Source organism: Paraburkholderia elongata (genome assembly GCF_013177735.1).
Taxonomy (GTDB): domain Bacteria; phylum Pseudomonadota; class Gammaproteobacteria; order Burkholderiales; family Burkholderiaceae; genus Paraburkholderia; species Paraburkholderia elongata.
Map to the genome: position 1 here is coordinate 1 of NZ_WOEZ01000150.1, position 24,306 is coordinate 24,306.

A 24,306-nucleotide genomic window follows, 5' to 3' on the forward strand; every position below is an offset into this window, starting at 1 on the left:
GCGCCTCGCCGGACTGCCCGAGGTTCTCACGCCTGTCGAGACCGGGCAACTGCTCAACGCTTTCGATCGCGACAGCGCCACGGGCATGCGCGACTTCGCAATTACGCGCTGCCTGCTGGACCTGGGCTTGCGACGAGCGGAGGTCGCGCACCTGCGCCTGGATGACATCGACTGGCGCGCTGGAGTGTTGAGGATTCGCGGCAAGGGCAAGCGAACCGACGTCGTGCCGCTTCCACGATTGACCGGCCAGGCGATCGCAACGTATCTGGAACACGGACGTCCGCAGACCACACGGCGCGAGGTCTTCGTCCGCCATCGGCCACCGCTCAATGCCGCGGCTAACGTGGACATCGTCCGAAGCGCCGTTCGTAACGCTGCCGAACGCTGCGGTCTGCAGCAGCGCGTGCGCGGCACGCATATATTCCGACACACCATGGCATGCCGGATGGCACAAGGTGGTGCGCCGTTCAAGGAGATCGCCGACCTGTTGCGTCACCGCAGCCTCAACACGACGACGATTTATTACCGGCAGAAAATTGTTATGTGCAGTCTCGATTCAAGCTCGCTGATAGCAAAGGCTTCCGGGCGTAGGAACTCGACATAAATGTTTGAGCGGGATGTGGAGGGCCGCAGCTAACAAACGGCGTGCGTGGCCTCCGTGACCCTACAGCGAATGTAGCCAATCGAGCAAGGACTTGTTCTGCTGCAAGGACGGGATCTTCGGAAGCGGCGCATCGTCCGCCACTTTCTCGAGTGCATTCCGCTTCAGTTGCGCGAGCATAGATCTCAGTCGTCTTCACATCCTCGTGACCCAGGAAGTCGCGGATGATGGCGATCCCGATGGCCGCTAGGAGCCCCATCAGGAATCTTTATGTGCAGTAACCCAAAGCTGACGCTTTGCTCACGAAGCGTTTGCCTTGGCTACTCTACATAACAACTTTCTGCCGGTAATAGAGGAAATGTGCTGCAGCACATTTACTCTACGCGAAGGTCGATCTTCCCGCGCTTCGGCGCGTGGCTCTCCCATGGCCAGGGAGGCGGCCATGAACGCACGTACATCATTCTCGACTTGGATCGACGATTACCTGGCCGTTCGCCGACGTGCAGGCTTTCGGCTTGAAACTGAAGGCACGCAGCTCAGGCAATTTGCGCGCTTCGCCGAACAGGTTGGCCATTCTGGTCCGCTGACGGTACGACTTGCCGTTCAGTGGGCCAGCAGTTCACACACTGGCCGACGGCTAACGGCTGCACGCCGGATCGAGGTGCTTCGGCCCTTTGCCTCCTATTGTCGGCAGTTCGATCCCGCAACCGAGATTCCGCCGCGAAGCCTGTTCGGAGGTGCCCATCGGCGGTTGACACCGCATGTTTTTACAGACAATGAGATCCTTGATCTGTTGGCTGCCTGCGATCACTTATGTCCGCCCGATGGCCTGCGCGGTGCGAGCTGTAAGACAATCTTTGGATTGATCGCGGCAACAGGCCTGCGCGTCTCGGAAGCGACGGGGCTAACCCGTTCGGATGTCGATCTCGAGCAACAACTGCTACACATTCGATGCGCCAAGTTTGGCAAGCCGCGTTGGGTGCCGATACACCCCACCGCGGCAGAAGCGTTACGCAGCTATGTCAGGAAGCGCGACCGCGATCCTCTCGCTGGTAACACCGACGCATTCTTCGTGTTCGATTACGGTCGACCTGCCTCGACACGAAGCGTCGAGCGTGCCTTCAAGGTATTGCGGACAGCCTTGAAGTGGCGCGCTCGAGGGGACCATCCCGCACCGCGGCTGCAGGATCTCCGACATTCGTTCGTCTGCCATCGATTGCAGGAGTGGCATGCGCGCGGATTGAACGTGGATCGCAGCATTCTAGCCCTGTCGACCTACCTTGGACACGCCAAGATCACGGACACGTATTGGTATGAAACAGCCACGCCCGAGCTGCTGGCGATCGCAGCCCGGCGCTTCGTGCACTGTTATGGAGGTACATCATGAGCCATTCCGCCACACAGCCCTTTGCCGTCCTGGTACAGAAGTTCTTTATGCAGCGTTTGCAGCAGCAGCGGCACGTGAGCCCTTGCACTATGACGGCGTATCGCGACAGCTTCCGATTGCTCCTGGCCTTTGCTTATCAACGCTTGCACAAACGGCCCAGCGATATCACCATCGAAGACCTGGACGCGTCATTCATCCTCGACTTTCTCCGGTACCTCGAACAGGACCGGCGCAATTCCATCCGCAGCCGGAACGCGAGGTTTGCCGCCATCCGGTCGTTCATGGAATACGTTTCATTCGAGGAGCCGTCAGCCATGGCGATAGCGCAGTCGGTACTGGCGATTCCCATGAAGCGGTTTGAGCAACCACTGGTAGGATTTCTGTCCCGTGAACATATCGAAGCGATTCTCGCGGCTCCAGATACCAGAACATGGACGGGGCAGCGAGACCACATCATGCTGGCAACGCTTTACAACACGGGCGCTCGTGTTTCGGAACTCATTGACATGCGCGTGTCCGATCTCGTGCTCGGGCCCACCGCATGGGTTCGTATCCATGGCAAGGGCCGCAAGGAGCGCTCAGTCCCGCTGTGGCCCGACACCGCCAAAGACCTCAAGCGCTGGCTACGGCAATATCCACGTGCCCCTCAGGAACCGCTATTTCCCAGTCGATCTGGCGCTGCGCTCACACGCATCGGTTTCACTGACCGGTTGAAACTCGCTGCCCAGATCGCCTCACGCCAATTTCCGGAGCTCGTCCGGCGTCGGATATTTCCGCACCTCGTTCGCCATTCCGTTGCCATGCACATGCTGCAGTCGGGCGTTCCCGATACAGTCATCGCGCTGTGGCTTGGACACGAAAGTCCCACTACCACCCATCACTATGTCGAAGCGGACCTGCAGATGAAAGAACGGGCATTGAAGGCACTCCAGGCACCATCACGCAAACCCCTTCGATACCGACCGAAAGATGATCTCCTTCGGTTCCTGGAGACTCTATAGTTATGGATGGTTCGTAGCTGGCGCACCACAGATCACGCATTCACATTGATGCCGTTGTCCCGCAAATACAGGGCTCCGGCATCGATCGTCGGTTGTTCACTCGATACACTTCCAGCGAACCTTCGATAACTGCAAACTGACGATAAGCCCTTTTATAGAATCGTTTCTATAAAAGGGCCAACTGGATGTTCGCCGGCTCGCCGCGTGGCGCTCGAGCGGCAGCCACGATGTATTCACTGATCGGCACGGCTCGCCTGAACAGAATCGAGCCCTATGCGTGGCTTGAGCGCACGGTTGAGCAGTTACCATCGTATCCTTTCAACCGCGTGCACGAACTGTTGCCGCTCGCCCGATAAACACCTTACCGCCCATGGACATTCTCGACTCGCTTCGGCAGGCGCCCAGCGCCGAGTTGTATCGCCTCTATCTCGCCATCGGCAAAATGCTGGACGACCCGCGACGTATTCTCGAAGTTCGTCAACGCTTGCACCTGGGAATGGAGGTCAGTTATATCGGGGGCGATCCGCTCGCACCACCTTCGCATGGAACGGTGGTGGAGTTGCGGCAAACCCAGGTGGTGATCCAGGACAACCAGAGCCGTCAGCGTTGGTCGGTACTATACGCGGCGGTTATCCCCGGCACTGCAAACGGCCCAACTCACACTCCGCCGCCGCCACCGCGAGCACAACGAGAGGAATTCTTCATTGGCGACACCGTTGGCTTCACCGACAAACATCTGAGTGAGCGAGTCGGCATCATCGTCAGGCTCAACGCGAAAACTGCGTCTATCGCCGTCAGTGAATCGGAAGGCCATTGGCGGGTCTCGTACGCTCTATTGCGAAAAATTGTCGACATCTAACCGCGCGATATCGTCAACACGGGTTCCGCTGACGGATACATATCTCGAAGTGAATAGCAGAACCAATGGCACGTCGAAACCGTCCGCCAGCGCAACCTTGCGAACTAGCGCGATACCAAATCCATCTCCCCGTCGGTTGGTCGTCGATCGAAGGTCTGTTTCCGGACGGAGCGAAGGCCTTGTGGGTCGCGTTCCGTTGCCACCGCATCCCTGAAACGATTCGGAGCAACGCCAGTCAACGCTCACAGGTCTCGAATCGGACGACACAAAGATATATGAGCCTAGATATATACCCAAGCCTCAGGCTGCTACGCAAAGTCAAAAACGAACACGTTCGTTTTCGTTTTTGACTTTATTGTCGTGGGATAACTTATGTTGCTTCACAATAAGAGCCCTTCGGACCTTCATCGCGAATCCGCGAACGTCTTAACTTCCGTCACGAACGGACGTCTGCACGGATCGAGTCGAAATGGAGACATCGCTGAGATAATTGATTTCCCCACTATCCGAACAGCCCGGAGGAACTCCAATGAACCATCCAGCAGCCCCCTCTTCGAGCGACGCAGTACGCCGCGTCACCTTTCTCGGCCTCGGCGTCATGGGTTATCCCATGGCCGGGCATCTAGCGAAAGCCGGCCTCGACGTGACGGTTTACAACCGTACCGCGCAAAAAGCGGAGCAATGGGTCGCCGAGTACGGCGGACGCGCTGCACGCACGCCACGCGAAGCCGCGGACGGCGCCGATCTGGTACTGGCGTGCGTGGGCAACGACGACGATCTGCGCAGCATCACCCTCAGCGACCAGGGCGCGTTTGTGGGCATGGCGCGTGGCACGCCCTTCGTCGATCACACCACCACTTCGGCTAACGTCGCCCGGGAACTCGCGGACATCGCGGGCACGCAGGGTTTGCAATTCATCGACGCGCCCGTCTCCGGCGGCCAGTCCGGCGCGCAAAACGGTAAGCTGACGATCATGTGCGGCGGCGACGCAGCGGCGTTCGAACGTTGCGCGGCGACGCTGCACCATTACGCGGCCGCCGTCACGCTGATCGGCCCGACAGGCGCCGGCCAACTGGCCAAAATGGTCAATCAGATCTGCGTCGCCAGTATCGTGCAGGGCTTGTCCGAAGCCATTCATTTCGGCGAGAACGCAGGCCTCGACATGGCCCGCGTCCTGGAGGTGATCGGCAAGGGCGCGGCGGCTAGCTGGCAGATGGAAAACCGCGGCAAGACGATGATCGAAGGCAAGTTCGATTACGGCTTCGCCGTCGACTGGATGCGCAAGGACCTCGGTTTCTGTCTCGACGAAGCAAAGCGCGTTGGTGTATCGCTTCCGGTCACCGCGCTTGTCGATCAGTTCTACGGCGACGTTCAGGCGCTGGGCGGCTACCGCTACGACACCTCGAGCCTCATCTGGCGTTTGCGCAAGCTCACGCCTGCCGGCTAACGAGCGTCGCGAGCGAGCGGGCGCCTGCCGTGCGCTCACTCGCCTGAGCGCGCCCGAACACGTCCGAACACGCCCGATCACGCCTTATCTGCGCCAGCGCAGCGGGCGGCGCAGATGGTGCCGCTCCAGCCGCGCCGCGCCGCTCGCCTGAAGAAACGCGGGCACGCCGTCCAGCTTTCTGCCTTCGCGCCGCTCGCGCTCCTCGTCGGCCTCGACCGTCCTGGTCGGATCGATGAAGAGCGCGGCCACAATCCCCACCCCTAGCAAACAGGCGGAAATCGTGAACGGCACGTTATAGCTGCCGGTTGTCTCGATCAGATAGCCGAACACCACGGGCGATATCATGCCGGCGACGCCGAAGCCCGTGTTCATCATGCCGCCCGCGGTGCCTGCGTATCTGCCGCCGATGTCGAGCGGCAAGGTCCACAACACAGGATTCGTGATCTCGAGAAAGAAGAACGACGCCGACAGGAACAGCACCGCCATCAGCGGATTGGTCGCGGACACCATCGGCAGAAGGAAGACGAGCGAACCGCCCATGCCCACCACCAGCACGGCGCAGCGCGCAAAACGCAGCCGGCCGGTGCGCTTGTAGAGCCGGTCCGAGACGACGCCGCCCAGGGTATCGCCGATCACACCAGCGAGCAGCGGCAACGCAGTGAACAACGCCAGTTGCTTGAGATCGAAGCCGCGCGCCTCCTTCAGGTACGAAGGCAGCCAGGTCAGATAGACCCACAGCAGCCAGCCGTAACAGAAGTCGACGAACGTGACGAGCCACATACGACGAATCAGTTTGCGCCACGGCGTGGCCGCACGCTTGGCGCGTTCGCAGTCGCCGGCGCGATAGCCGATCTCCGCCGTTTCCTCGGGCGTCACGCGCCGGTTCTGCTCCGGCGAATTCGTAAAGACGCACAGATACAGCACCGTCCACGCGAGACTCGCGACGCCGAGCAGAATGAACGCGTCGCGCCAGCCGCCCGCCACCACCACCGCGAGCACGAGCGGCGGCGTAACCGCGCCGCCGAGGCGGGCGAAGCTATGTGTGATGCCTTGAGCGAAACCACGCTCTGCCACCGGCATCCAGTAGGTAAAGGCACGCGTCGCCGTCGGGAACGCGCCGCCCTCGCCGATTCCCAACGCGAACCGCAGCGCGACGAGCATCGCCACACTGCCGGCGAATCCGGTGGCGAGCGTCGCCGCCCCCCAGATCAGCGATAGCACCGTCAGCACCAGCTTCGGCCCGTACTTGTCCGACAGCCAGCCGCCGATGACCTGCATGAACGCGTACGGATAAGCGAACGCGGAAAACACGAGGCCGAGCTGAACCGTCGTCAGCCCCATTTCGTGCCGGATGATAGGGCCGGCCACGGCAATGTTCACGCGGTCGATGTACGAGATGAAATACATCAGGCACATGACGGCCAGGATGATGTGGCGCGTCTTCACACGCCGCTTGTGCGTTTGCATGCTGTCTCCTGTGTCTCTTATGTGACGCCGGCGGCGTCTGTGGTCGTTCGATCCGTACGTCGTACTGCGTCGAGTCGCGTGCGCCTCGACGCGCGCCCTCCTCCTGTGCTTGCCGACGCGATCAAGGCGTGCCGATGCGCATGCCGATGGACGCGCCGATGCACGCGCCGTCAGGTGGGCACGAGCTTCAGGCGCTGCACCTTGCCCGAGGGTCCGCGGGGCAATTCCGCGACGAAGCGAAACTCCTTCGGCGTCTTGTAGCGGCCCAGCTCACGCAAACAGTGCTCACGCAGATCCGCGATGTCGAGCGCGCCCTGCCCCTGCCCTTGCTCCACGCGAGGCACGATGAAGGCGACGATCTCCTGCCCGTAGGCGCTATCCGGCACGCCCACCACCGCTGCATCCAGCACGCCGGGGTGTTTGAGCAACGCCTCATCGATCTCGCGCGGGGCGATGTTTTCGCCGCCCTTGATGATCAATTCCTTCGCACGGCCGTTGATGTAGAAGTAACCGTCGCTGTCGCGATAGCCGAGGTCACCGGTACGCAGCCAGCCGTCGGCGGTGAAGGCTGCACGCGTTTCCCCAGGGCGCTTGTAATAGCCACGCATGACCTGTTCGCCACGCAACACCAGTTCGCCGCACTCGTTGGGCGCGCATTCGCGCCCGTCACGGTCGATCACTTTCGCTTCACCGCCTGAAGGCAGGCCGATACTGCCGATTCTTCGGTTCCCTGGATCGTATGGATTGCTGAACACAGGCGCGGCGGTTTCGGTCATGCCCATCGTTTCGATGATGCCGATCCCGAAGCGCGCCTCGAACGCCCGGTGATGATCGACGGGCAGCGCCGCCGACGCACTACGGCAGAACCTCAGCGCGGACAGGTCGAACGTGCAGGGTTCGTCGTTGTTGAGCAGATAAGCGACGATCGTCGGCACCACGTTGATCCATGTGCAACCATGGCGCGCGACATCGCGCCAGTAGGTGCGCGCGGAAAACCTCGGTGCCATGACCACCGAGCCGCCGTGAAAGAGCGGCGCAAGCAGCGTCACGACGAGACCATTGATGTGATAAAGCGGCAATGCGGCGAAGACCCGGTCGCCGGTACCGAGCCGGTGCTCATGCGAGATGTTGCGAGCATTGGCCAGCAGGTTTCGATGGTCCAGCAGGACGCCCTTCGGTGCGCCCGTGGTGCCGGACGTGTACATCAGCAGCGCCACATCGCTTGCATCTGGCTCGCTGGTTGACGACGCTTTGGAATCCCAGGCGGTTATAGATGGCGCGCCACGCGTACCCTCTGCCGATGCCCTTTGCGCGGCAGTAACACCTGCCGTTTCCACCAGCGCGGCTTCGACGCAAGCCGGCACCGGCGCCACGGCTGCATCGGGCTCTGTGCGAATCAGCGCAACGGAGCGGGTGATGCCCTGCTCGCGCAACCCGTCGATCGCGCTCTGCATCGCCGCGTGCGTATCGCCGGAAACAAACACCATGCGCGTGTCCGAATGCTCCACGATGTAGCGCAACTGCGACGGCTGGCACAACAGATTGAGCGGGTTGGCGACGAGCCCGCTGTACATCGCCGCGAGCAGCAGCCTTGCCGTATGGATACCGTTGCCCATGAAGACCGAAACGACATCGCCTGCCTGCAAGCCTGCTTCGTGAAAGACCGTCTCAAGCGCGCGGCAGTCGTCGCGCAGTTCCGCGAAGGTCAACATGTCGGCACGCGCAGCAGCAGCGCCACCGTCCTCGGCACATTCAGGGGCCGCCAGCAGGAACGGCTTGTCGGGATACTGCGCGGCGCGCTCGTCGATCAGCGCACGGATGGTGTGAGGCGTGTTCATTTGCCATACCTCACGAAAAAATCACCAAGGACGTCGTCCAGTTCGGGGACGCGCTCCTCGATCGGGTAGGCCACACGCGTAATGTTCAAGTAATGATGAAAGTTAAGATTGCTCGAGAAATTGTTGCGGCCCCACGTTCCGCATCCCATCGAAAGCGAGAATGGCAAGCCGTTATCGAAGTTGCCGCCGGTCGCGAGGCAATGCGCCTGATTCACGATCACGCGCGCCACCGGCAGCGTCGAACCAAGCTGCACTGCCTGCCCGGGGTCGGTGGAATGCAGGCCGACCGAGTGCCCTGCTCCCATGTAGGCGTAGATGCCACGCACGATGTCGGCAGCGGCGTCGAAGGTCTGCGCGCGATAAACGGTCAGTACCGGCGCGAGCTTCTCACCCGAGAACGGGTAGTCAGCGCCGAAGCCGGTTTCCTCCACCATCAGAAATGCGGGCTCACGTGCGGCGATCTCGTCGAGGCCCGCCGCCTGTGCAATCGCCGTGGCCGAGCGCGCCGTGCAGTGCGCCGATAGCTTGCCGTTCGACCACAGGGCGGCCTGCAACCGCGCCTTTTGCGCGGCGTCGAGCATCACGCCACCGCAGGCCGTCAGTTCGACCAGCATGTTTGGGTACACCGCCGCTTCGATGACAACGCTGTTTTCGGATGAACAACTCGTGGCGTTGTCGAAAGTTTTCGAGCGTGCAATCTTGTGCGCTGCATCGTGCAAATCGGCAGACGCGGTGACGATCGAAGCAACGTTTCCCGCGCCCACGCCGAACGCTGGCGTCCCGCTTGCGTAGGCCATCCGCACGTTCGCCTGCGACCCGGTCGCCACGACCAGATCGCACTGCCGCATCAGTTCAGCGGTGGCCGCCTTGCTGATCGGCGCGGGCAACATCTGGACGAGGTCGGCCGCGAGTCCGACTTTGGTGAATTGCGCGTGAATGAAATCGATTAGCAGCGCGCACGACGAATAGCCCTTGGGCGACGGCGCCACGATGACAGCATTGCCGCATTTGAGGGCGTTGACGATCTTGTTGATCGGCGTGGCCGCCGGATTGGTGGACGGCGTGATCGCCGCCACCACGCCGACTGCCCGCGCGATTTCGACGATACCGGTGGCGTCATCACGCTCGATCACCCCCGTGGTCTTCTGCCCGCGCAGATCGCGTAACAGCCCGAGCGTCTTACGATAGTTCTTGCGGAACTTGTCGTCCGCGTTGCCTAGGCCGGTGTCGCGCACCGCCAGCTCGGCAAGCTGCCGGTTGCGGGCGGGCTCCATGATCGCCCACGCGGCGGCGGCGGCGGCGGCATCGAGCACGTCCTGTCCCGCGACCTCGAATACGCGCTGTGCGGCGCGCGCACGCGCAACCAGTGACGCAACCACGCGTTCGACCTCGCTGTGTGCGCTCGCGTGCGTAGCTTCGGCTTCTGTGGCCCTAACGTTCATACGGTTCACTCCGGACGGAAAGAATTGGTGTTGCTACCAATCTAGTGAGCCGTAGCTGCTTCGGAGTCCCGTTTTTTGAACTATCCCTCGCGCCGAGCCGGCGGGAATCGAAAAGTGCAATATTCGGGACTTTCCATAGTCCCGAAAACTAAACAGACCGATGCACAATCCAACTTACAAATACGACGTTCAGGAGACAGTGTGTCGACTTCGAATCAATCGAATGCGGCGGCCGTGCGTGCATTTCGCGTACTCGAAACGTTGGCTGAGGCAAGCGGCCCGCTTTCCATGACGGATCTCGTCCATGCCCTCGAACTGCCCAAGCAGACCGTGCACCGCATTCTGGTGCAGTTGATGGATGCGTGGCTGGTCACGCGCAGCGCCGGCGACCGGCTGTATGAGTGTTCGCCGCGCGTGCGGATGCTGGCGGTCAATGTGCTGATGCATGCGGGGCCGGCCGCTGCCCGCCATGTGCTGCTTGAACAATTGGTGGCCAAAATCGGCGAGACCTGCAATCTGACGATGCTGGCCGGCAACGATGTGGTCTATGTGGACCGGGTGGAAACGGAGTGGCCGCTGCGCATGCACCTTCAACCGGGCTCGCATGTGCCGCTGCACTGTTCGGCAAGCGGCAAGCTGTTGCTCAGCTTTCTTCCCAAGGACAGGCGCGAACGGGTCATCGAAACTTTGCCGCTACGCGCCTATTCCGAGCGGACGATTACGGATCGCGGCGAGTTGCGCAAGGAGCTGACCATCACGCGACGGCGCCAGCTCGCGATCAACAATCAGGAACATCTGCAAGGGCTCATCGCGATCGCTGTGCCGGTCATGCTGGACCGCAATCGCGCGTGCGCGGCCATCGCCGTGCAGGCGCCGGTCGGGCGCGTCGTACTTGACGATCTGCTGGCCTTCGTGCCCGATCTGCGATTCGCCGCGGAGGAAACCGCCAAGACGTTCCGGGAGTAGCGCGCGCCGCAAGGCATTCCGAAAAACGGAATAATCCGCACTGAAATAGCGCACTGAAATCGGCCGATCCCCGCGAAAACCACCACCGGCAAGGCCACGCGGTACAATGGCGCCGATCCATTTTTCGGAACGGCAGACATGACTAAAGCAGAAACGCCTACCCTGCGCGCATTCGCCCTGCTCGAACATCTCGTGCGCGCCGACGGTCCCGTGTCGCTTGCCGACATTGCCCAGGACGTCGACCTGCCGAAGGCTTCGCTGCATCGCATGCTGGCTTCGCTCGAGGCTGGCGGCCTCGTGATCCGCGAGCCGGGCCAGAAGAATGCCTACGTGATCGGGCCGCGTCTCGCGCAACTCGGTCTTGGCGTCATGATGCACTCGGGTGCCCGCCGGCTGCGGCACGCGATCCTGTCGAACCTGGTTGCCGATCTAGGCGAGACCTGCAACCTCACGATGCTGCACGAAACCGAGGTGCTGTATCTCGACAGGCTCGAAGCACCCTGGCCGTTGCGGCTCGATCTCAAGCCCGGCTCGCACGTGCCGGCGCATTGCAGCGCGAGCGGCAAGCTGCTGCTGGCCATGCTGCCGCGCGAACAACGCACCGCCCTCGTCCGCACACTGAAGCTCGAACGCTTCACGCCGAATACCATCACGGACCCCGAACTGCTCGAAGCGGAACTGGACCGCACCGCGCACAAGCGCATCGCCATCGACAACGAGGAATTCGTCGCCGGCATCGCGTGTGTGGCCGCGCCGGTGATGGATGAGAACAACACCTGCATCGCGGCGATCGCCGTTCATGCGCCGGTCTCGCGGGCGCCGCTGTCGCGCGCTCTCGAATTCGTGCCACGTCTGCAGGAAGCCGCTCAGCAGCTCGCCAAAACGTTCTAGCCCGCTTGTTGTGCCGCTTGTCGTGCCGCCGTTGCGATGCTGATCGCGACGCTTCTGGCGCCGCTCGTTCAGCCGCCTATTCCACGGGCTGCTGCGCGCGCACCAGCTCCGCGAGCAGGCGCACGCCCGCATCGATCTTCTCGAGCTTGATGGCCGAAAAGCCCATCCGGAAGCAGTGGTTCTGCTCCAGTCCGGTCATGAAAAAGACCCGCCCCAGTTCGATCAGAATGCCGTGTGCCTGCGCATCCGCGGCGAGACGTGTCGCATCGAGCCACGGCGGCCCCTCGACCCAGCACGACGCGCCGCCCCCCACCGGCACGTAGCGCGCTTCGGGAAGATGCGTGTCGAGCGCCGTCATCAGCGCCTGGGCGCGCTCCCGATAGGCGTGAGCAAGCCGCCGCAGCAGCGCATCGTGGTGCCCGAGCGCGAGAAACGTGGCAAAGGCGCGCTGAATATAGGCTGCCGGGTGCCGCACCATCAGGCGCCGCAACGCGCGCAGTTCGCGCACCAGTTCACGCGGCCCAACGATATAACCCAGCCGCAAACCAGGCGCAAAAGTCTTCGACAGGCTGCCGATATAGATCACCCGGTCCGCTGTATCCAGGCTCTTCAACGCCGGGTGCGGTGAGCCGGAGAAGTTGTTTTCGCTTTCGTAGTCGTCTTCGATCAACACGAAATCATGAGCCTGCGCCTGTTCCAGCAGCGCATGGCGCCGCTCGATGGGCATGGTGGCCGTGGTCGGACACTGGTGGCTCGGCGTCACATAGACGTAGTCGCATTGCGCGAGCAGATCGGCATCCTCCACCGGGCGCACGCCGCCGCCATCGACAGGCAGTGGCTGCAGCCGCGCATTGCGGTTCTCGAAGATATTGCGGGCATCTGGATAGCCGGGGTTTTCAAAACCGATCGTGGTCCGCTCGCTCGCGAGCAGATCCGCGATCAGATAGAGCGCCTGCTGGCAGCCGATCGTCACGACGATTTCGTCCGGCATCGCAAACACGCCGCGCCGCGGCAACACTCGCGTGCGAATCTGCTGGATCAGCGTATCGTCGTCGCGCTCGATCAGGTCCGGCGCCCAGTTGCGAATCTCCATGACCGACAGCGCTTTCATGCAGCATTCGCGCCAGTCGTTGGTCGGAAACAGCGACTGGTCGAATTGTCCGTAGATAAAGGGATATTCGTAGCTCAGCCAGTTGCCCGGCTTGACGATGTTGCGCTGCGAGGACGGCCGTCTTCTGACGCGCTGGTCCCAGTCCGGCCTCGCAAGCGCCTCATTGGCCGCCTGCGCGGGGGTCGTTTGCAGTGGCGCAAATTCGTGCCGCCCTTCGAGGATGGCCGGGTTGACGAAATGCCCGCTGCGCTCACGCGAAATCAGATAGCCTTCCTCAACCAGTTGCTGGTACGCGAGCACCACCGTATTGCGGGCGACGCTCAGTTGATCGGCCAGCTCGCGGCTGGACGGCAACGCGTGATCCGGCAGCAGTTGCCCGTCCAGAATCGCGGCCACCAGCATCTGGCGAATTTGGCCCTGGAGGCTCATATTAGACTCGGGTGAACGCTGGAACCGCTGGGTCCATAGGGCCACCGAGGTGCGACTTGCCATGCTTTCTCCTGATTTTTTGTAGGCGGGGCCCGCCCGCACGAAGGCGGACACCGGCATTGTGGACGTGCAAAAAAACGCCTGCCAGCCACTCTCGGGCGGTTGCCGGCGGGACCGGCGCGGCGGCCCATTCTGGTGCAGCGGTGTGGACTCAACGATCAGCCACGTCTGGCCCTAACCCGCAACATTTATTACTGACGATACTCGCATCATCCCATTGCCGGCGATTGGGACAAGCCCCCGTCGGCGGGCGTTGGATTCACGTGTATTCGCGTACCTACACGGCCATTCTGGAGACCTAAGATGAAAAGCGATCACCCCAAAAAGCTGTCCCGCTGGTTCGGCGATTTGACGCGCCGCGTGGCTGTGGCGGCATTCGCCGCGCTCGCCTGCGTGGTGGCGCCAGCCAGCCACGCGCAGGACAAAGAGGTCACAATAGCCTATCAACAGATCGTCGACCCATGGGTCGTCGCGATCGCGAACGGCTCGATCGAGAAAGAGACGGGCTACAAGATCAACTGGCGGCAATTCGAATCCGGCGCGAAGGTCGCGACCGCCATGGCGTCGGGCGACGTGAAGGTCGGCGTGATCGGCTCGAGCCCGCTCGCGGCGGCGGTCAGCCAGGGTCTCGACCTGCAGCTCTTCTGGATTCTGGACAACATCAACCAGGCCGAAGCGATGGTCGTACGCAACGGCTCCGGCATCACCAAACCGGCCGATCTGAAGGGCAAGACGATCGGCGTGCCGTTCGTGTCGACGACGCACTATCACACCATGTTCGCGCTGCAGCATTGGGGCATCAATCCGTCCGAGGTGAAGATCCTCAACATGCAGCCGAACCAGCTGGTCGCGGCGTGGGAGCGCGGCGATATCGACGCCGCTTACGTCTGGGACCCGGCGCTTGCGCAATTGAAGAAGAGCGGCAAGGTCCTGATTACGTCCGGCGACCTGTCGAAGCTCGGCAAACCGACCTTCGACGGGATCGCCGTCGATCGCCAATGGGGCGAGGCGCACAAGGACTTCATGGCAAAACTCGTGAAAGCCATCGCCGATGCGGACGATCAGTACCGCAAGAATGCGGCGCAATGGAATGCCACCTCGCCGCAGGCCGCAGCCATCGCGAAGATGATCGGCGGCTCGCCGGCCGACGTGCCGGCGTCGCTCTCGCTCTATGCCTTCCCGACGCTCCAGGAGCAGGCCTCCTCGCAATGGCTGGGCGGTGGCAGCGCGGGCCGCGCGACTTTCGCGCTGAAGGACACGGCCAACTTCCTGAAGGATCAGAAACAGATCAGCGCGGTATTGCCCGATTACTCGAAGTTCGTGACCCCGGCTTACGCCGAAGCAGCAATGAAACTCAAATGATGTAAGCCGGTTCTGTCGATTCAGGAGGCAACATGGAAAGCATGAGAGTCAAGAATGTGAGCGTGGTCTTTCCGGGCCGCAAGCCCGGCCAGACGGTGCACGCGCTCGACGACATCAATCTGACGATCAACTCGGGCGACTTCGTCGTCGCGCTCGGTGCATCGGGTTGTGGCAAGACCACCCTGCTCTCGCTTATGGCGGGCTTCATTGCGCCGACCAGCGGCGAGCTGCTGCTCGGCGGTTCGCCGATCGCAGGTCCAGGCGCTGACCGTGGCGTTGTGTTTCAGAAGCACGCCCTGTTGCCCTGGCTCAACGTGATCGACAACGCTGAGTTCGGCCTGAAGCTTCAGGGCGTGCCGAAAACGCAGCGGCGCGAGATCGCCACGCGCAATCTGGCGCTGGTCGGCTTGCAGGACTTTCACAAGCACATGATCTATCAGCTCTCCGGCGGGATGCAGCAGCGTGTCGGCATCGCCCGCGCGCTGACCTGCGACCCCGCCATGCTGCTGATGGACGAGCCGATGGCCGCGCTCGATGCGCTCACCCGCGAAACCATTCAGGAACTGCTGCTCGACGTCTGGACGAAAACCAGCAAGATGTTCTTCTTCATCACGCACAGTGTCGAGGAAGCGCTCTTTCTGGCCAGCCACCTGATCGTGATGTCACCGCGTCCCGGGCGCGTCACGCACACCTATGAGCTGGATTTCAACCGACGTTTTCTCGAAACACGCGACGCGCGCGCGATCAAGTCGAGCCCCGATTTCATCGAGATGCGCGAGCGCGTGCTCAGCATCATTTACGGCGACGAGAAAACGCACGCCGCCGAAGCCGAGGTGACACATGTTTAGTTCAAAACGGGCTCATGCATTTGCGCACGGCCAGCAGGCCCCGCTCGGATCCGACACGCCGATCGAGCCACCGCGCACCCCCGGTCGACGTCCACGGCTTCTCGCCAAAAAACCCGCCAAGCCAGGCGACACGTTCGGCGTACCCGGCCAGGGCAGCAGCATCGTCACGAGCCTCGTGACGGTCGCCCTATTCGTCGGGCTGTGGTTTGTCGCGACTAACCTTCACTGGATCAAACCGCTCTTTCTGCCATCGCCGCAAGCGGTGTACGCGAAGTTCGTGTATGTGGCCACGGAGGGTTTCGCCGGTTCCACGCTCGCGCAACATACCGGCATCAGCTTGCTGCGCGTGTTCGGCGCCTTCGCGCTCGCCTGCGTGACCGCGATTCCAATCGGCGTGATGATGGGCGTCTCGCGCTTTGCGCGGGGCATGTTCGATCCACCCATCGAGTTCTATCGGCCGCTTCCGCCGCTCGCCTATTTGCCGCTCATCATCATCTGGTTCGGCATTGGTGAATTCTCCAAAGTCTTTCTCATCTACCTGGCCATCTTCGCGCCACTCGCCATCGCGGCGCGATCCGGCGTGCGGTCCGTGTCGATCGAGCAGATTCATGCGGCCTATTCGATGGGCGCCTCGCGCACGCAGGTGGTGTTGTATGTGATCCTGAAATCCGCGCTGCCGGAGATCTTCACGGGTATGCGCATAGGCATCGGCGTCGGCTGGACGACGCTGGTTGCCGCGGAAATGGTCGCGTCAACGAGTGGCCTCGGCTTCATGGTGCTCAACGCTGCGGAGTTCCTCGCCAGCGACGTGGTGATCATGGGCATTGTCGTCATTGGCTTCTTTGCTTTGTGCTTTGACTTGCTGATGCGCCATCTCGAGCGCGTGCTGGTGCCGTGGAAAGGCCGGGTGTGATCGGCGGAGCGCGATCGATTCAGCGCGGCCGATAGCGGCCGCCTTCGTCCGATCGCGCCCTATCGCGTCGTATAGCGCCGTGTAGTGCCGTGTAGTGCCGCGCAGCGCCCCACGCCAGCGTGGACTCAGCGATTGGCGGCGGCTGGCACTACTCGGCTAGCGGTGCCAGCCGCAATACTTCAGCTGTCTGTTATCGCTGGAGCGCAGCATGAATTCGATCGAGAAAGTCCGGCCGTCGCCGCAGGTTCGTCATGAAGCGCTGCGCATCGGCGGAGAAAGAATCCGGCATGCGGAGATCATCGAAGTCTTCAATCCCTATAACGGTGAACTGGTCGGCACGGTGCCCAAGGCGACACTCGCCGACGTGCGGCACGCCTTTGCCTGGGCACACCAATATCGGGCACGCCTGACGCGCTACGAGCGCTCGCAGATCCTGCTGCGTGCAGCGGACATGGTCCGTCGGCGTACTGAAGAAATCGCCGATCTGATCACCGCCGAGTCCGGCCTGTGCAAGAAAGACTCGCTATACGAAGCAGGCCGCGTCGCCGACGTCATGACATTCGGCGCCAATGAAGCGCTGAAGGACGACGGCCAGGTGTTTTCCTGCGATCTCACGCCGCACGGCAAGAAGCGCCGCGTCTACACCCAGCGCGATCCGTTGCTCGGCGTCATCTCAGCGATCACCCCGTTCAACCATCCGATGAATCAGGTGGCGCACAAAATCGTGCCCTCCATCGCGACCAACAACCGGATCGTCGTCAAACCCTCCGAGAAGGTGCCGCTCTCCACCTACCTGCTCGCGGACATCCTTTACGCGGCCGGCCTGCCGCAAGAAATGCTGCAGGTCATTACCGGCGACCCGAAAGAGATCGCCGACGAACTGATCACGAACGAGCACGTCGATCTGATCACCTTCACGGGCGGCGTGCAGATCGGCAAATCTATCGCCAGCAAGATGGGTTATCGACGCGCGGTGCTCGAACTCGGCGGCAACGATCCGATCATCGTGATGGAAGACGCCGACCTGGAAGAAGCCAGCACGCTCGCCGTCTCCGGCTCCTACAGGAACTCCGGCCAGCGTTGTACCGCGGTCAAGCGAATACTGGTGCATGAAGCCGTGGCCGACCGTTTCGTCGAACTGCTCGTGGAGAAGACCCGGGCCATCCGTTATGGAGACCCCGCCGACCCGGCGACCGACATGGGCACCGTCATCGACGAAGCCGCAGCGGAATTCTTCGAAGCTCAGGTGAACGATGCGATCAGCCGCGGCGCGACCTTGCTGCTCGGCAATCTCCGCGAAGGCGCGCTGTATTCGCCGACGGTTCTCGATCATGTGAGCCCGGACATGCCGCTCGTCAAATACGAAACCTTCGGGCCGGTGTCGCCAGTGATCCGCTTTCGCGATATCGACGACGCAATCCGGATTTCCAATTCGACTGACTACGGGCTCTCGTCTTCCGTCTGCACAAATCGCCTCGACTACATCACGCGCTTTATCGCCGAACTGCAGGTGGGCAGCGTGAACGTGCGTGAAGTACCCGGCTACCGGCTCGAGTTGACACCCTTCGGCGGCATCAAGGATTCGGGTCTTGGCTACAAGGAAGGTGTCCAGGAAGCGATGAAAAGCTTCACCAACGTGAAGACCTATTCGCTGCCGTGGGATTGAGCCGTGTGCCCGGCGCATTCCGCCCACCTCAAGATATAGATTTTTAGAGACAAATCGTACCGTTTATTTCGCATCACCTATTGACCATCGCAGGTGCATGCTCTACATTTTAGATAACACCTTTTCGGAACAAATTGTTCCGGTTTCGTTAAACATCGGAGACAGTCCTCATGAGCGATCACACCCCCATCAGCGGCCCGCAGGCCATGACCCCGTCAGAAGCTTTCGTCGAAACCCTGGCCGCGAACGGCGTGACCGACATGTTCGGCATCATGGGCTCGGCCTTCATGGACGCCATGGACATCTTCGCGCCCGCCGGCATCCGTCTCATTCCCGTGGTGCACGAGCAGGGCGCCGGCCACATGGCCGACGGCTATGCACGCGTATCGGGCCGCCATGGCGTGGTGATCGGCCAGAACGGCCCGGGCATCAGCAATTGCGTAACCGCCATCGCCGCGGCCTATTGGGCGCACAGCCCCGTGGTTATGATCACGCCCGAGGCGGGCACCATGGGCATTGGTCTCGGCGGCTTCCAGGAAGCGAAGCAGCTCCCCATGTTCCAGGAGTTCACCAAGTATCAGGGCCACGTCACCCATCCCGCGCGCATGGCTGAATTCACCGGCCGCTGCTTCGACCGTGCGCTGGCCGAGATGGGCCCGACCCAGCTCAACATTCCGCGCGACTACTTCTACGGCCAGATCAAGGCCGAGATTCCGCAACCGCAGCGCCTCGACCGCGGCCCCGGCGGCGATCAACGCCTGAACGAAGCGGCTGAACTGCTCGCCGAGGCCAAGTTCCCGGTCATCATCTCCGGCGGCGGCGTGGTCATGGCCGATGCAATCGAGGAGTGCAAGGCGCTGGCCGAGCGCCTGGGCGCGCCGGTCGTCAACAGCTACCTGCACAACGACTCCTTCCCGGCCGACCACCGGCTGTGGTGCGGCCCGCTCGGCTACCAGGGCTCCAAGGCGGCGATGAAGCTGATCCAGCGCGCCGACGTGGTGATCGCGCTCGGTTCGCGCCTGGGACCGTTCGGCACGCTGCCCCAGCACGGCATGGACTACTGGCCGCAGAACGCCAAGATCATCCAGATCGACGCCGACCACAAAATGCTCGGCCTGGTGAAGAAGATCTCCGTGGGCATCTGCGGCGACGCCAAGGCCGCCGCGGTTGCACTCACGCAGCGCCTCGAAGGCCGCACCCTCGCCTGCGACGCCTCGCGTGAAGAGCGCGCCGCTCACATCGCTGCGGAGAAGGCGGCGTGGGAGAAGGAACTGGATGGCTGGACGCATGAGCGCGACCCCTACAGTCTCGACATGATCGAGGAGCAGAAGAATGAGCGCACGCCCGGAGGCGGCACCTATCTGCACCCGCGCCAGGTATTGCGCGAACTCGAAAAGGCCATGCCGGAAGACGTGATGGTCTCCACCGACATCGGCAACATCAACTCGGTGGCCAACAGCTACCTGCGTTTCACCAAGCCGCGCAGCTTCTTCGCCGCGATGAGCTGGGGCAATTGCGGCTACGCGTTCCCCACCATCATCGGCGCCAAGGTGGCCGCTCCCCATCGCCCCGCTGTCTCCTACGCCGGCGACGGCGCCTGGGGCATGAGCCTGATGGAAACCATGACCTGCGTGCGTCACAACATTCCGGTCACCGCGGTGGTCTTCCACAACCGGCAATGGGGCGCCGAGAAGAAAAACCAGGTTGACTTCTACAACCGCCGCTTCGTCGCCGGTGAACTCGACAACCAGAGCTTCGCGGGCATCGCGCGTGCGATGGGCGCCGAGGGTGTCACGGTGGACCGGCTCGAGGACGTCGGCCCGGCGCTGAAACGTGCAATCGACGCACAGATGAACCACGGCAAGACCACCATCATCGAGATCATGTGCACCCGCGAACTCGGCGATCCGTTCCGCCGCGATGCGCTGGCCAAGCCGGTGCGTCTGCTGGACAAGTACAAGGACTATGTCTGATCCGTCCGTTGTCTGAAGGTCCGGGGGCGGGGAGCACATTTCCTCGCGCCCGCCGGGCCGGAAACGGGATTTCCCCTGCCGTTTCCGGCCTCTTTTTCAACCGTGACCGCCACCCAGTGCCATGAAAGCCATCAATCGCATCATCGAACGCGCCCGCACTTCGCCGAGACGCATCGTGCTCTGCGAGGCCGAAGATCCCCGCATGCTGGAGGCGGCGCAACGCGCGACGCGTGAAGGGATCGCCCGCATCGTGCTGGTGGGCCCGAGCGCGCCCATTCGCGCGGCGGCTGCCGAGCACAACATCGAACTGTCCGGCATGGAATTGGTGGATCCCGCGACCTCGCCACTCGGTCCCCCGCTTGCCGAAGCGCTCTTCGCACTGCGCAGCAAAAAAGGCATGACGCCGGAGGAAGCCAAGCAGGAAATCCTCAAGCCTCTCTGCTTCGCCAACCTGATGGTGCGGCTCGGTCATGCCGACGGTTCGGTGGCCGGCGCCGTCCACACGACCGCCGACGTAGTCCGCACGGCGATCCAGATCATCGGTATTCATCCTTCGTTCAAGCTGGTGTCGAGCTTCTTTCTGATGATGCTGTGCGAGCCCTTCCACACGCTCAAAGGCGGGCTGATCTTCTCCGACTGCGCACTGGTGGTGGACCCGGACGCTGGTGAGCTGGCCCAGATTGCAATGGCAGCGGCCGACAGCGCGCAAAACCTGCTGATGGAGGAGCCGCGCGTGGCCATGCTGTCATTCTCGACCAGTGGCAGCGCCCGGCACGCGGCAGTTGACAAGGTCGTGGAAGCGACGCGCCAGGTGACAGCCTCGCGCCCGCATCTGGCGATCGACGGCGACGTGCAGCTGGACGCGGCACTCGTCTCCGAGATCGCCATGCGCAAGATCGAGCACTCGCAGGTGCAAGGACACGCCAACGTGCTGATTTTCCCCAGCCTCGAGGCCGGCAATATCGGCTACAAGCTGGCCGAGCGGATCGGGGATGCGAAGGCAATCGGCCCCTTGCTGCAGGGCCTGAAAAAGCCTGCCAACGATCTTTCGCGCGGCTGCAGCGCGGACGATATCTACTACGTGATCGCGGTGACCGCCGTGCAGGCGCAAACCGCGGCTGAGCCGGCGACCGCCCACACCACGCCGCTCGCGTCATGACCAGCTCGTGTTCGGCGTGCTGGTTGTGACTGGTTGCGCTCTTATCCTGCGTTCTCTGCGCCAGTTATTCCTGCTGTAATTCCTCTAAGGCCGCGGGACCGGCTACCTCCTGCCGGCCTGCCCGCGTGCGCCGATCCAACCCGCAATCTCAGCGAACAACTTCATGTCGGGCGGCACCGAGAGGTCCACCGCCAGACAGCGGCGGTAATACGGGCTGAGATCCAGCCCGACGCCCAGGCCCAGCACTTCCACGTCGCGCGAGGCTTCGTGGCGCGCCACGACGGCCTTGAGATGATTGTCGAGATAGAACGTGTCGTTGGCCTGGCCCGTCGCGCTGTCCATGGGACTGCCATCCGAGATCACGATCAGGATCCGCCGCGCCTCGGGACGGGCGACGAGACGCGCGCAGGCCCAATCGACCGCTTCGCCATCCACGCCCTCGCGAAACAGGTCTGCCTTGAAGAGCGCGGCAATGTCGGCGCGAGCGCGTCGCCAGCTCCGGTCGGCGTCCTTGAACACCAGATGAGACAGTTCATTGAGCCGCCCCGGATGATGAGGGCGGCCCTGCGCCAGCCAGTCGAGCCGGGCCCGGCCGCCGTTCCATGCGCCGGTGGTGAAGCCCAGGACCTCGGTGGTCACGCCGGCCTGGTCGAGCGCTCGCGTGAGGATATCCACCATGATCGCCACCGGCTCGATATGCGCTTTCATCGAGCCCGAGCAGTCGACCAGAAAGCCGACCACGCAGTCCGCCACGAGCGTGTTCCGCTCCAGCCGGAACAGGCGCCGTTCAGCGGGAGAACTGACCAGTTGTGCGAGGCGCCGCCCGTCGATGCGGCCGTGCTCTTCACCGAACGACCACCCATCGCGTTGCGGTATCGCCAGCGCCGCCTTCAGCGCGTGAGCCAGCCGCGCCACGTTGATGCCCTGCGCGGCGACGCGTTCGTCGAGCCGTTCGCGAAACTCGCTGAGCAAGGCTTTGCGGACCAACGCGCCCGCAGATAGCTCGCGGTCATAGCGCGTCGTATAGGCGCGATAGCCCTGCTCCGATGCCTCGAGCACGCGGCTTTGGCCGGTCAGCGCAACGGCCATGTCCTTGTACTCGTCGTCCTCGACGTCGAACCAGAGCGAGAACGCCGTGCGCGGGGCTTTGTCGTCGCTCTCCTGAGGGTCATCCTGTGCATCGTCCAGCGCGTCTGCACGGGCGGCACGGATCATCTCGCCCACCAACCTCGCCAGTTCGAGCGCGTGGACAGCGAACGCGCCCTGCTCCTGCCGATGCCGGCGCAATCCCGCCAGCGACACGCCCAGCACCGGCACGATCGCCGCGCGCGTGGCTTCGATCAGGTCTTCGGTTTCTTCGAGCACAGGCCAGCCCGTCAGATGCGACCACGCAATCTGCGCCACCGTGTACAGGAGAATGCCGAGGTGGTCCTCGGCGAGCCCGGAGCGGTAGAAAGCCCGCGACCAGGCCTCGAACCGATCGCGCAGGTTCTGCACCAGGCCCGGCATGCCCAGCGGCGTCTGTGTTTCGCACCTCAGTTGCTCGAGCAGTTCGAACACCAGCCGCTCGACGGGATCGGTCGGGTATAGCCGGCTGTGCAGCGCCGCGTCGGAGTGCATGAGTCGCAGGGCCGCGCCATCGGCGGCGCCGCGCAAGGACGCGAAGTCGTCTTGCTGCGGGTCGGTGCGCAGATGCGGTGCGTGCAGGGGCAAAGGCCGCAGATCGCGACACAAACGGCCTTCGCGGTAGTGCAAAGCGGCGTCGCCAGTGAGCGCGCGCACGGCCGCCGCGCAGAGCGCCTCGCGCTGCTCCGCGCGGAGGGTCGCTTGCCGCTGGGTCACCTGCCTGTCCGACGCCATCAGCGGATGCCCGCTGGGTGGTCTTCAACGTTGGCGTCGGCCTCGAGTTCGGTGCCGAAGCAGCGCTGAAAATACTCGGCCACGATCGACCGCTCGGCTTCATCGCACTTGTTCACGAAGGTCAGGCGAAACGCCATCGCGGGATCGCGGAAGATCTGGCAGTTCTCCGCCCAGTTGATCACCGTGCGCGGCGACATCAGCGTCGACAGGTCGCCGCTGGCGAAGCCCTTACGGGTAAGCTCCGCCACGCTCACCATCGATTCGATCAGCGCGCGTCCCGCCTCGTCAGCAAGTTCCGGGACTCGCGCAAGCACGATGCCGGCCTCTTCCGCGCGCGGCAGATAGTTGAGCGTCGCCACCACGTTCCAGCGGTCCATCTGCGCGTGATTCAACACCTGCGTGCCGTGATACAAACCGTTCAGATTGCCCAGCCCCACCGTATTGGTCGTGGCGAACATGCGGAAGTACGGATGCGGATGAATTACGCGATTCTGGTCGAGCAGCGTGAATTTGCCGTCGCGCTCGAGAATGCGCTGGATCACGAACATCACGTCCGGACGCCCGGCATCGTATTCGTCGAAGATCAGGGCGACCGGGCGCTGCAATGCCCATGGCACGATCCCCTCCTGAAACTCCGTGACCTGCAGATCGTCGCGCACCACGATCGCGTCTTTGCCGACCAGATCGAGGCGGCTGATATGGCCGTCGAGATTGACGCGCACGCACGGCCAGTTGAGGCGGGCCGCAACCTGCTCGATGTGCGTCGACTTCCCGGTGCCGTGCAAGCCCTGCACCATCACCCGGCGATCACGGCTGAAGCCGGCCAGAATCGCCAGCGTCACCTCCGGATTGAAGCGGTAGACCTCGTCGATCTCCGGCACGTGGTCGTCACGCTCGCTGAAAGCGGGCACCATCAGGCTGGAATCGATGCCGAAAACGGTCCGTACTGCGACCATTCTGTCGGGTTTGCCAGTCACGATATCAGTCACTTCATTCTCCTCCCCGCTGCGGGAACGTTCGCTCGCC

The 24,306-nt window shown here is 62.7% G+C and carries 20 protein-coding genes; 14 read left to right on the forward strand and 6 right to left on the reverse strand.

Annotated features, from left to right (window positions below):
• The 6 genes from GNZ13_RS27215 to GNZ13_RS27240 all read left to right on the forward strand — a co-directional run.
• Positions 1-604, forward strand: a 604-nt coding sequence (locus tag GNZ13_RS27215) for a tyrosine-type recombinase/integrase (RefSeq protein ID WP_172170348.1), incomplete at its 5' end; no start/stop codon positions are given.
• Positions 605-1,043: 439 nt separating this feature from the next.
• Entirely contained in the window at positions 1,044-1,988 is a 945-nt protein-coding gene (locus GNZ13_RS27220) for a tyrosine-type recombinase/integrase (RefSeq protein WP_172170350.1), read from the forward strand.
• Positions 1,985-2,989 (forward strand): tyrosine-type recombinase/integrase, encoded by a 1,005-nt coding sequence (locus GNZ13_RS27225; protein WP_172170352.1) that lies wholly within the window; start codon positions 1,985-1,987, stop codon positions 2,987-2,989. Before GNZ13_RS27220 ends, GNZ13_RS27225 begins: the two co-directional genes overlap by 4 nt.
• 227 nt (positions 2,990-3,216) lie before the next feature.
• Entirely contained in the window at positions 3,217-3,345 is a 129-nt protein-coding gene (locus GNZ13_RS54375; protein WP_172170354.1) for a transposase domain-containing protein, read from the forward strand.
• A 14-nt stretch (positions 3,346-3,359) separates the two neighbouring features.
• Entirely contained in the window at positions 3,360-3,848 is a 489-nt protein-coding gene (locus tag GNZ13_RS27235; RefSeq protein ID WP_172170356.1) for a hypothetical protein, read from the forward strand.
• 529 nt (positions 3,849-4,377) lie between these two features.
• The gene (locus GNZ13_RS27240) at positions 4,378-5,295 is read left to right on the forward strand and encodes an NAD(P)-dependent oxidoreductase (RefSeq protein ID WP_172170358.1); all 918 of its coding nucleotides are present in this window, start codon (positions 4,378-4,380) and stop codon (positions 5,293-5,295) included.
• 84 nt (positions 5,296-5,379) lie between these two features.
• Here GNZ13_RS27240 and GNZ13_RS27245 read toward each other — a convergent pair whose 3' ends face one another.
• The 3 genes from GNZ13_RS27245 to sauS all read right to left on the reverse strand — a co-directional run bounded on the left by GNZ13_RS27245 (position 5,380) and on the right by sauS (position 10,042).
• On the reverse strand, positions 5,380-6,762 hold the full coding sequence (locus GNZ13_RS27245) for an MFS transporter (protein WP_172170360.1): 1,383 nt from the start codon (positions 6,760-6,762) through the stop codon (positions 5,380-5,382).
• Between the two features lie 170 nt (positions 6,763-6,932).
• The gene (locus GNZ13_RS27250) at positions 6,933-8,600 is read right to left on the reverse strand and encodes an AMP-binding protein (protein ID WP_172170362.1); all 1,668 of its coding nucleotides are present in this window, start codon (positions 8,598-8,600) and stop codon (positions 6,933-6,935) included.
• Entirely contained in the window at positions 8,597-10,042 is a 1,446-nt protein-coding gene (gene sauS, locus GNZ13_RS27255) for an acylating sulfoacetaldehyde dehydrogenase (RefSeq protein ID WP_172170364.1), read from the reverse strand. The genes GNZ13_RS27250 and sauS overlap by 4 nt, the downstream gene beginning before the upstream one ends.
• Before the next feature lie 201 nt (positions 10,043-10,243).
• Here sauS and GNZ13_RS27260 point away from each other — a divergent pair, with 201 nt between their 5' ends.
• Both GNZ13_RS27260 and GNZ13_RS27265 read left to right on the forward strand, forming a co-directional pair.
• Positions 10,244-11,008: an IclR family transcriptional regulator gene (locus tag GNZ13_RS27260; RefSeq protein WP_172170366.1), complete on the forward strand. Its 765-nt coding sequence runs from the start codon at positions 10,244-10,246 to the stop codon at positions 11,006-11,008.
• Between the two features lie 138 nt (positions 11,009-11,146).
• On the forward strand, positions 11,147-11,899 hold the full coding sequence (locus GNZ13_RS27265) for an IclR family transcriptional regulator (RefSeq protein WP_172170368.1): 753 nt from the start codon (positions 11,147-11,149) through the stop codon (positions 11,897-11,899).
• Positions 11,900-11,975: 76 nt separating this feature from the next.
• On the opposite strand, the gene pdxR is transcribed toward GNZ13_RS27265, so the two are convergent.
• Entirely contained in the window at positions 11,976-13,502 is a 1,527-nt protein-coding gene (gene pdxR / locus GNZ13_RS27270; RefSeq protein WP_172170370.1) for a MocR-like pyridoxine biosynthesis transcription factor PdxR, read from the reverse strand.
• A gap of 300 nt (positions 13,503-13,802) precedes the next feature.
• Here pdxR and tauA point away from each other — a divergent pair, with 300 nt between their 5' ends.
• The 6 genes from tauA to pta all read left to right on the forward strand — a co-directional run bounded on the left by tauA (position 13,803) and on the right by pta (position 21,420).
• Complete coding sequence (tauA, locus tag GNZ13_RS27275; RefSeq protein ID WP_172170372.1) at positions 13,803-14,861, forward strand: taurine ABC transporter substrate-binding protein; 1,059 nt, start codon at positions 13,803-13,805, stop codon at positions 14,859-14,861.
• Between the two features lie 32 nt (positions 14,862-14,893).
• Complete coding sequence (locus tag GNZ13_RS27280; protein WP_172170374.1) at positions 14,894-15,709, forward strand: taurine ABC transporter ATP-binding protein; 816 nt, start codon at positions 14,894-14,896, stop codon at positions 15,707-15,709.
• Complete coding sequence (locus GNZ13_RS27285) at positions 15,702-16,622, forward strand: ABC transporter permease subunit (RefSeq protein WP_172170376.1); 921 nt, start codon at positions 15,702-15,704, stop codon at positions 16,620-16,622. Before GNZ13_RS27280 ends, GNZ13_RS27285 begins: the two co-directional genes overlap by 8 nt.
• Before the next feature lie 208 nt (positions 16,623-16,830).
• Positions 16,831-18,288 (forward strand): phosphonoacetaldehyde dehydrogenase, encoded by a 1,458-nt coding sequence (gene phnY, locus GNZ13_RS27290; protein WP_172170378.1) that lies wholly within the window; start codon positions 16,831-16,833, stop codon positions 18,286-18,288.
• 170 nt (positions 18,289-18,458) lie between these two features.
• A complete protein-coding gene (gene xsc / locus GNZ13_RS27295) occupies positions 18,459-20,261 on the forward strand; it encodes a sulfoacetaldehyde acetyltransferase (RefSeq protein WP_172170380.1) in 1,803 nt (600 codons plus the stop codon).
• A 121-nt stretch (positions 20,262-20,382) separates the two neighbouring features.
• Complete coding sequence (gene pta, locus GNZ13_RS27300) at positions 20,383-21,420, forward strand: phosphate acetyltransferase (RefSeq protein ID WP_172170382.1); 1,038 nt, start codon at positions 20,383-20,385, stop codon at positions 21,418-21,420.
• Between the two features lie 102 nt (positions 21,421-21,522).
• Here pta and GNZ13_RS27305 read toward each other — a convergent pair whose 3' ends face one another.
• On the reverse strand, positions 21,523-23,280 hold the full coding sequence (locus GNZ13_RS27305; protein WP_172170384.1) for a cobaltochelatase CobT-related protein: 1,758 nt from the start codon (positions 23,278-23,280) through the stop codon (positions 21,523-21,525).
• The gene (locus GNZ13_RS27310) at positions 23,280-24,269 is read right to left on the reverse strand and encodes an AAA family ATPase (RefSeq protein WP_172170386.1); all 990 of its coding nucleotides are present in this window, start codon (positions 24,267-24,269) and stop codon (positions 23,280-23,282) included. The genes GNZ13_RS27305 and GNZ13_RS27310 overlap by 1 nt, the downstream gene beginning before the upstream one ends.
• Positions 24,270-24,306: the final 37 nt, after the last annotated feature.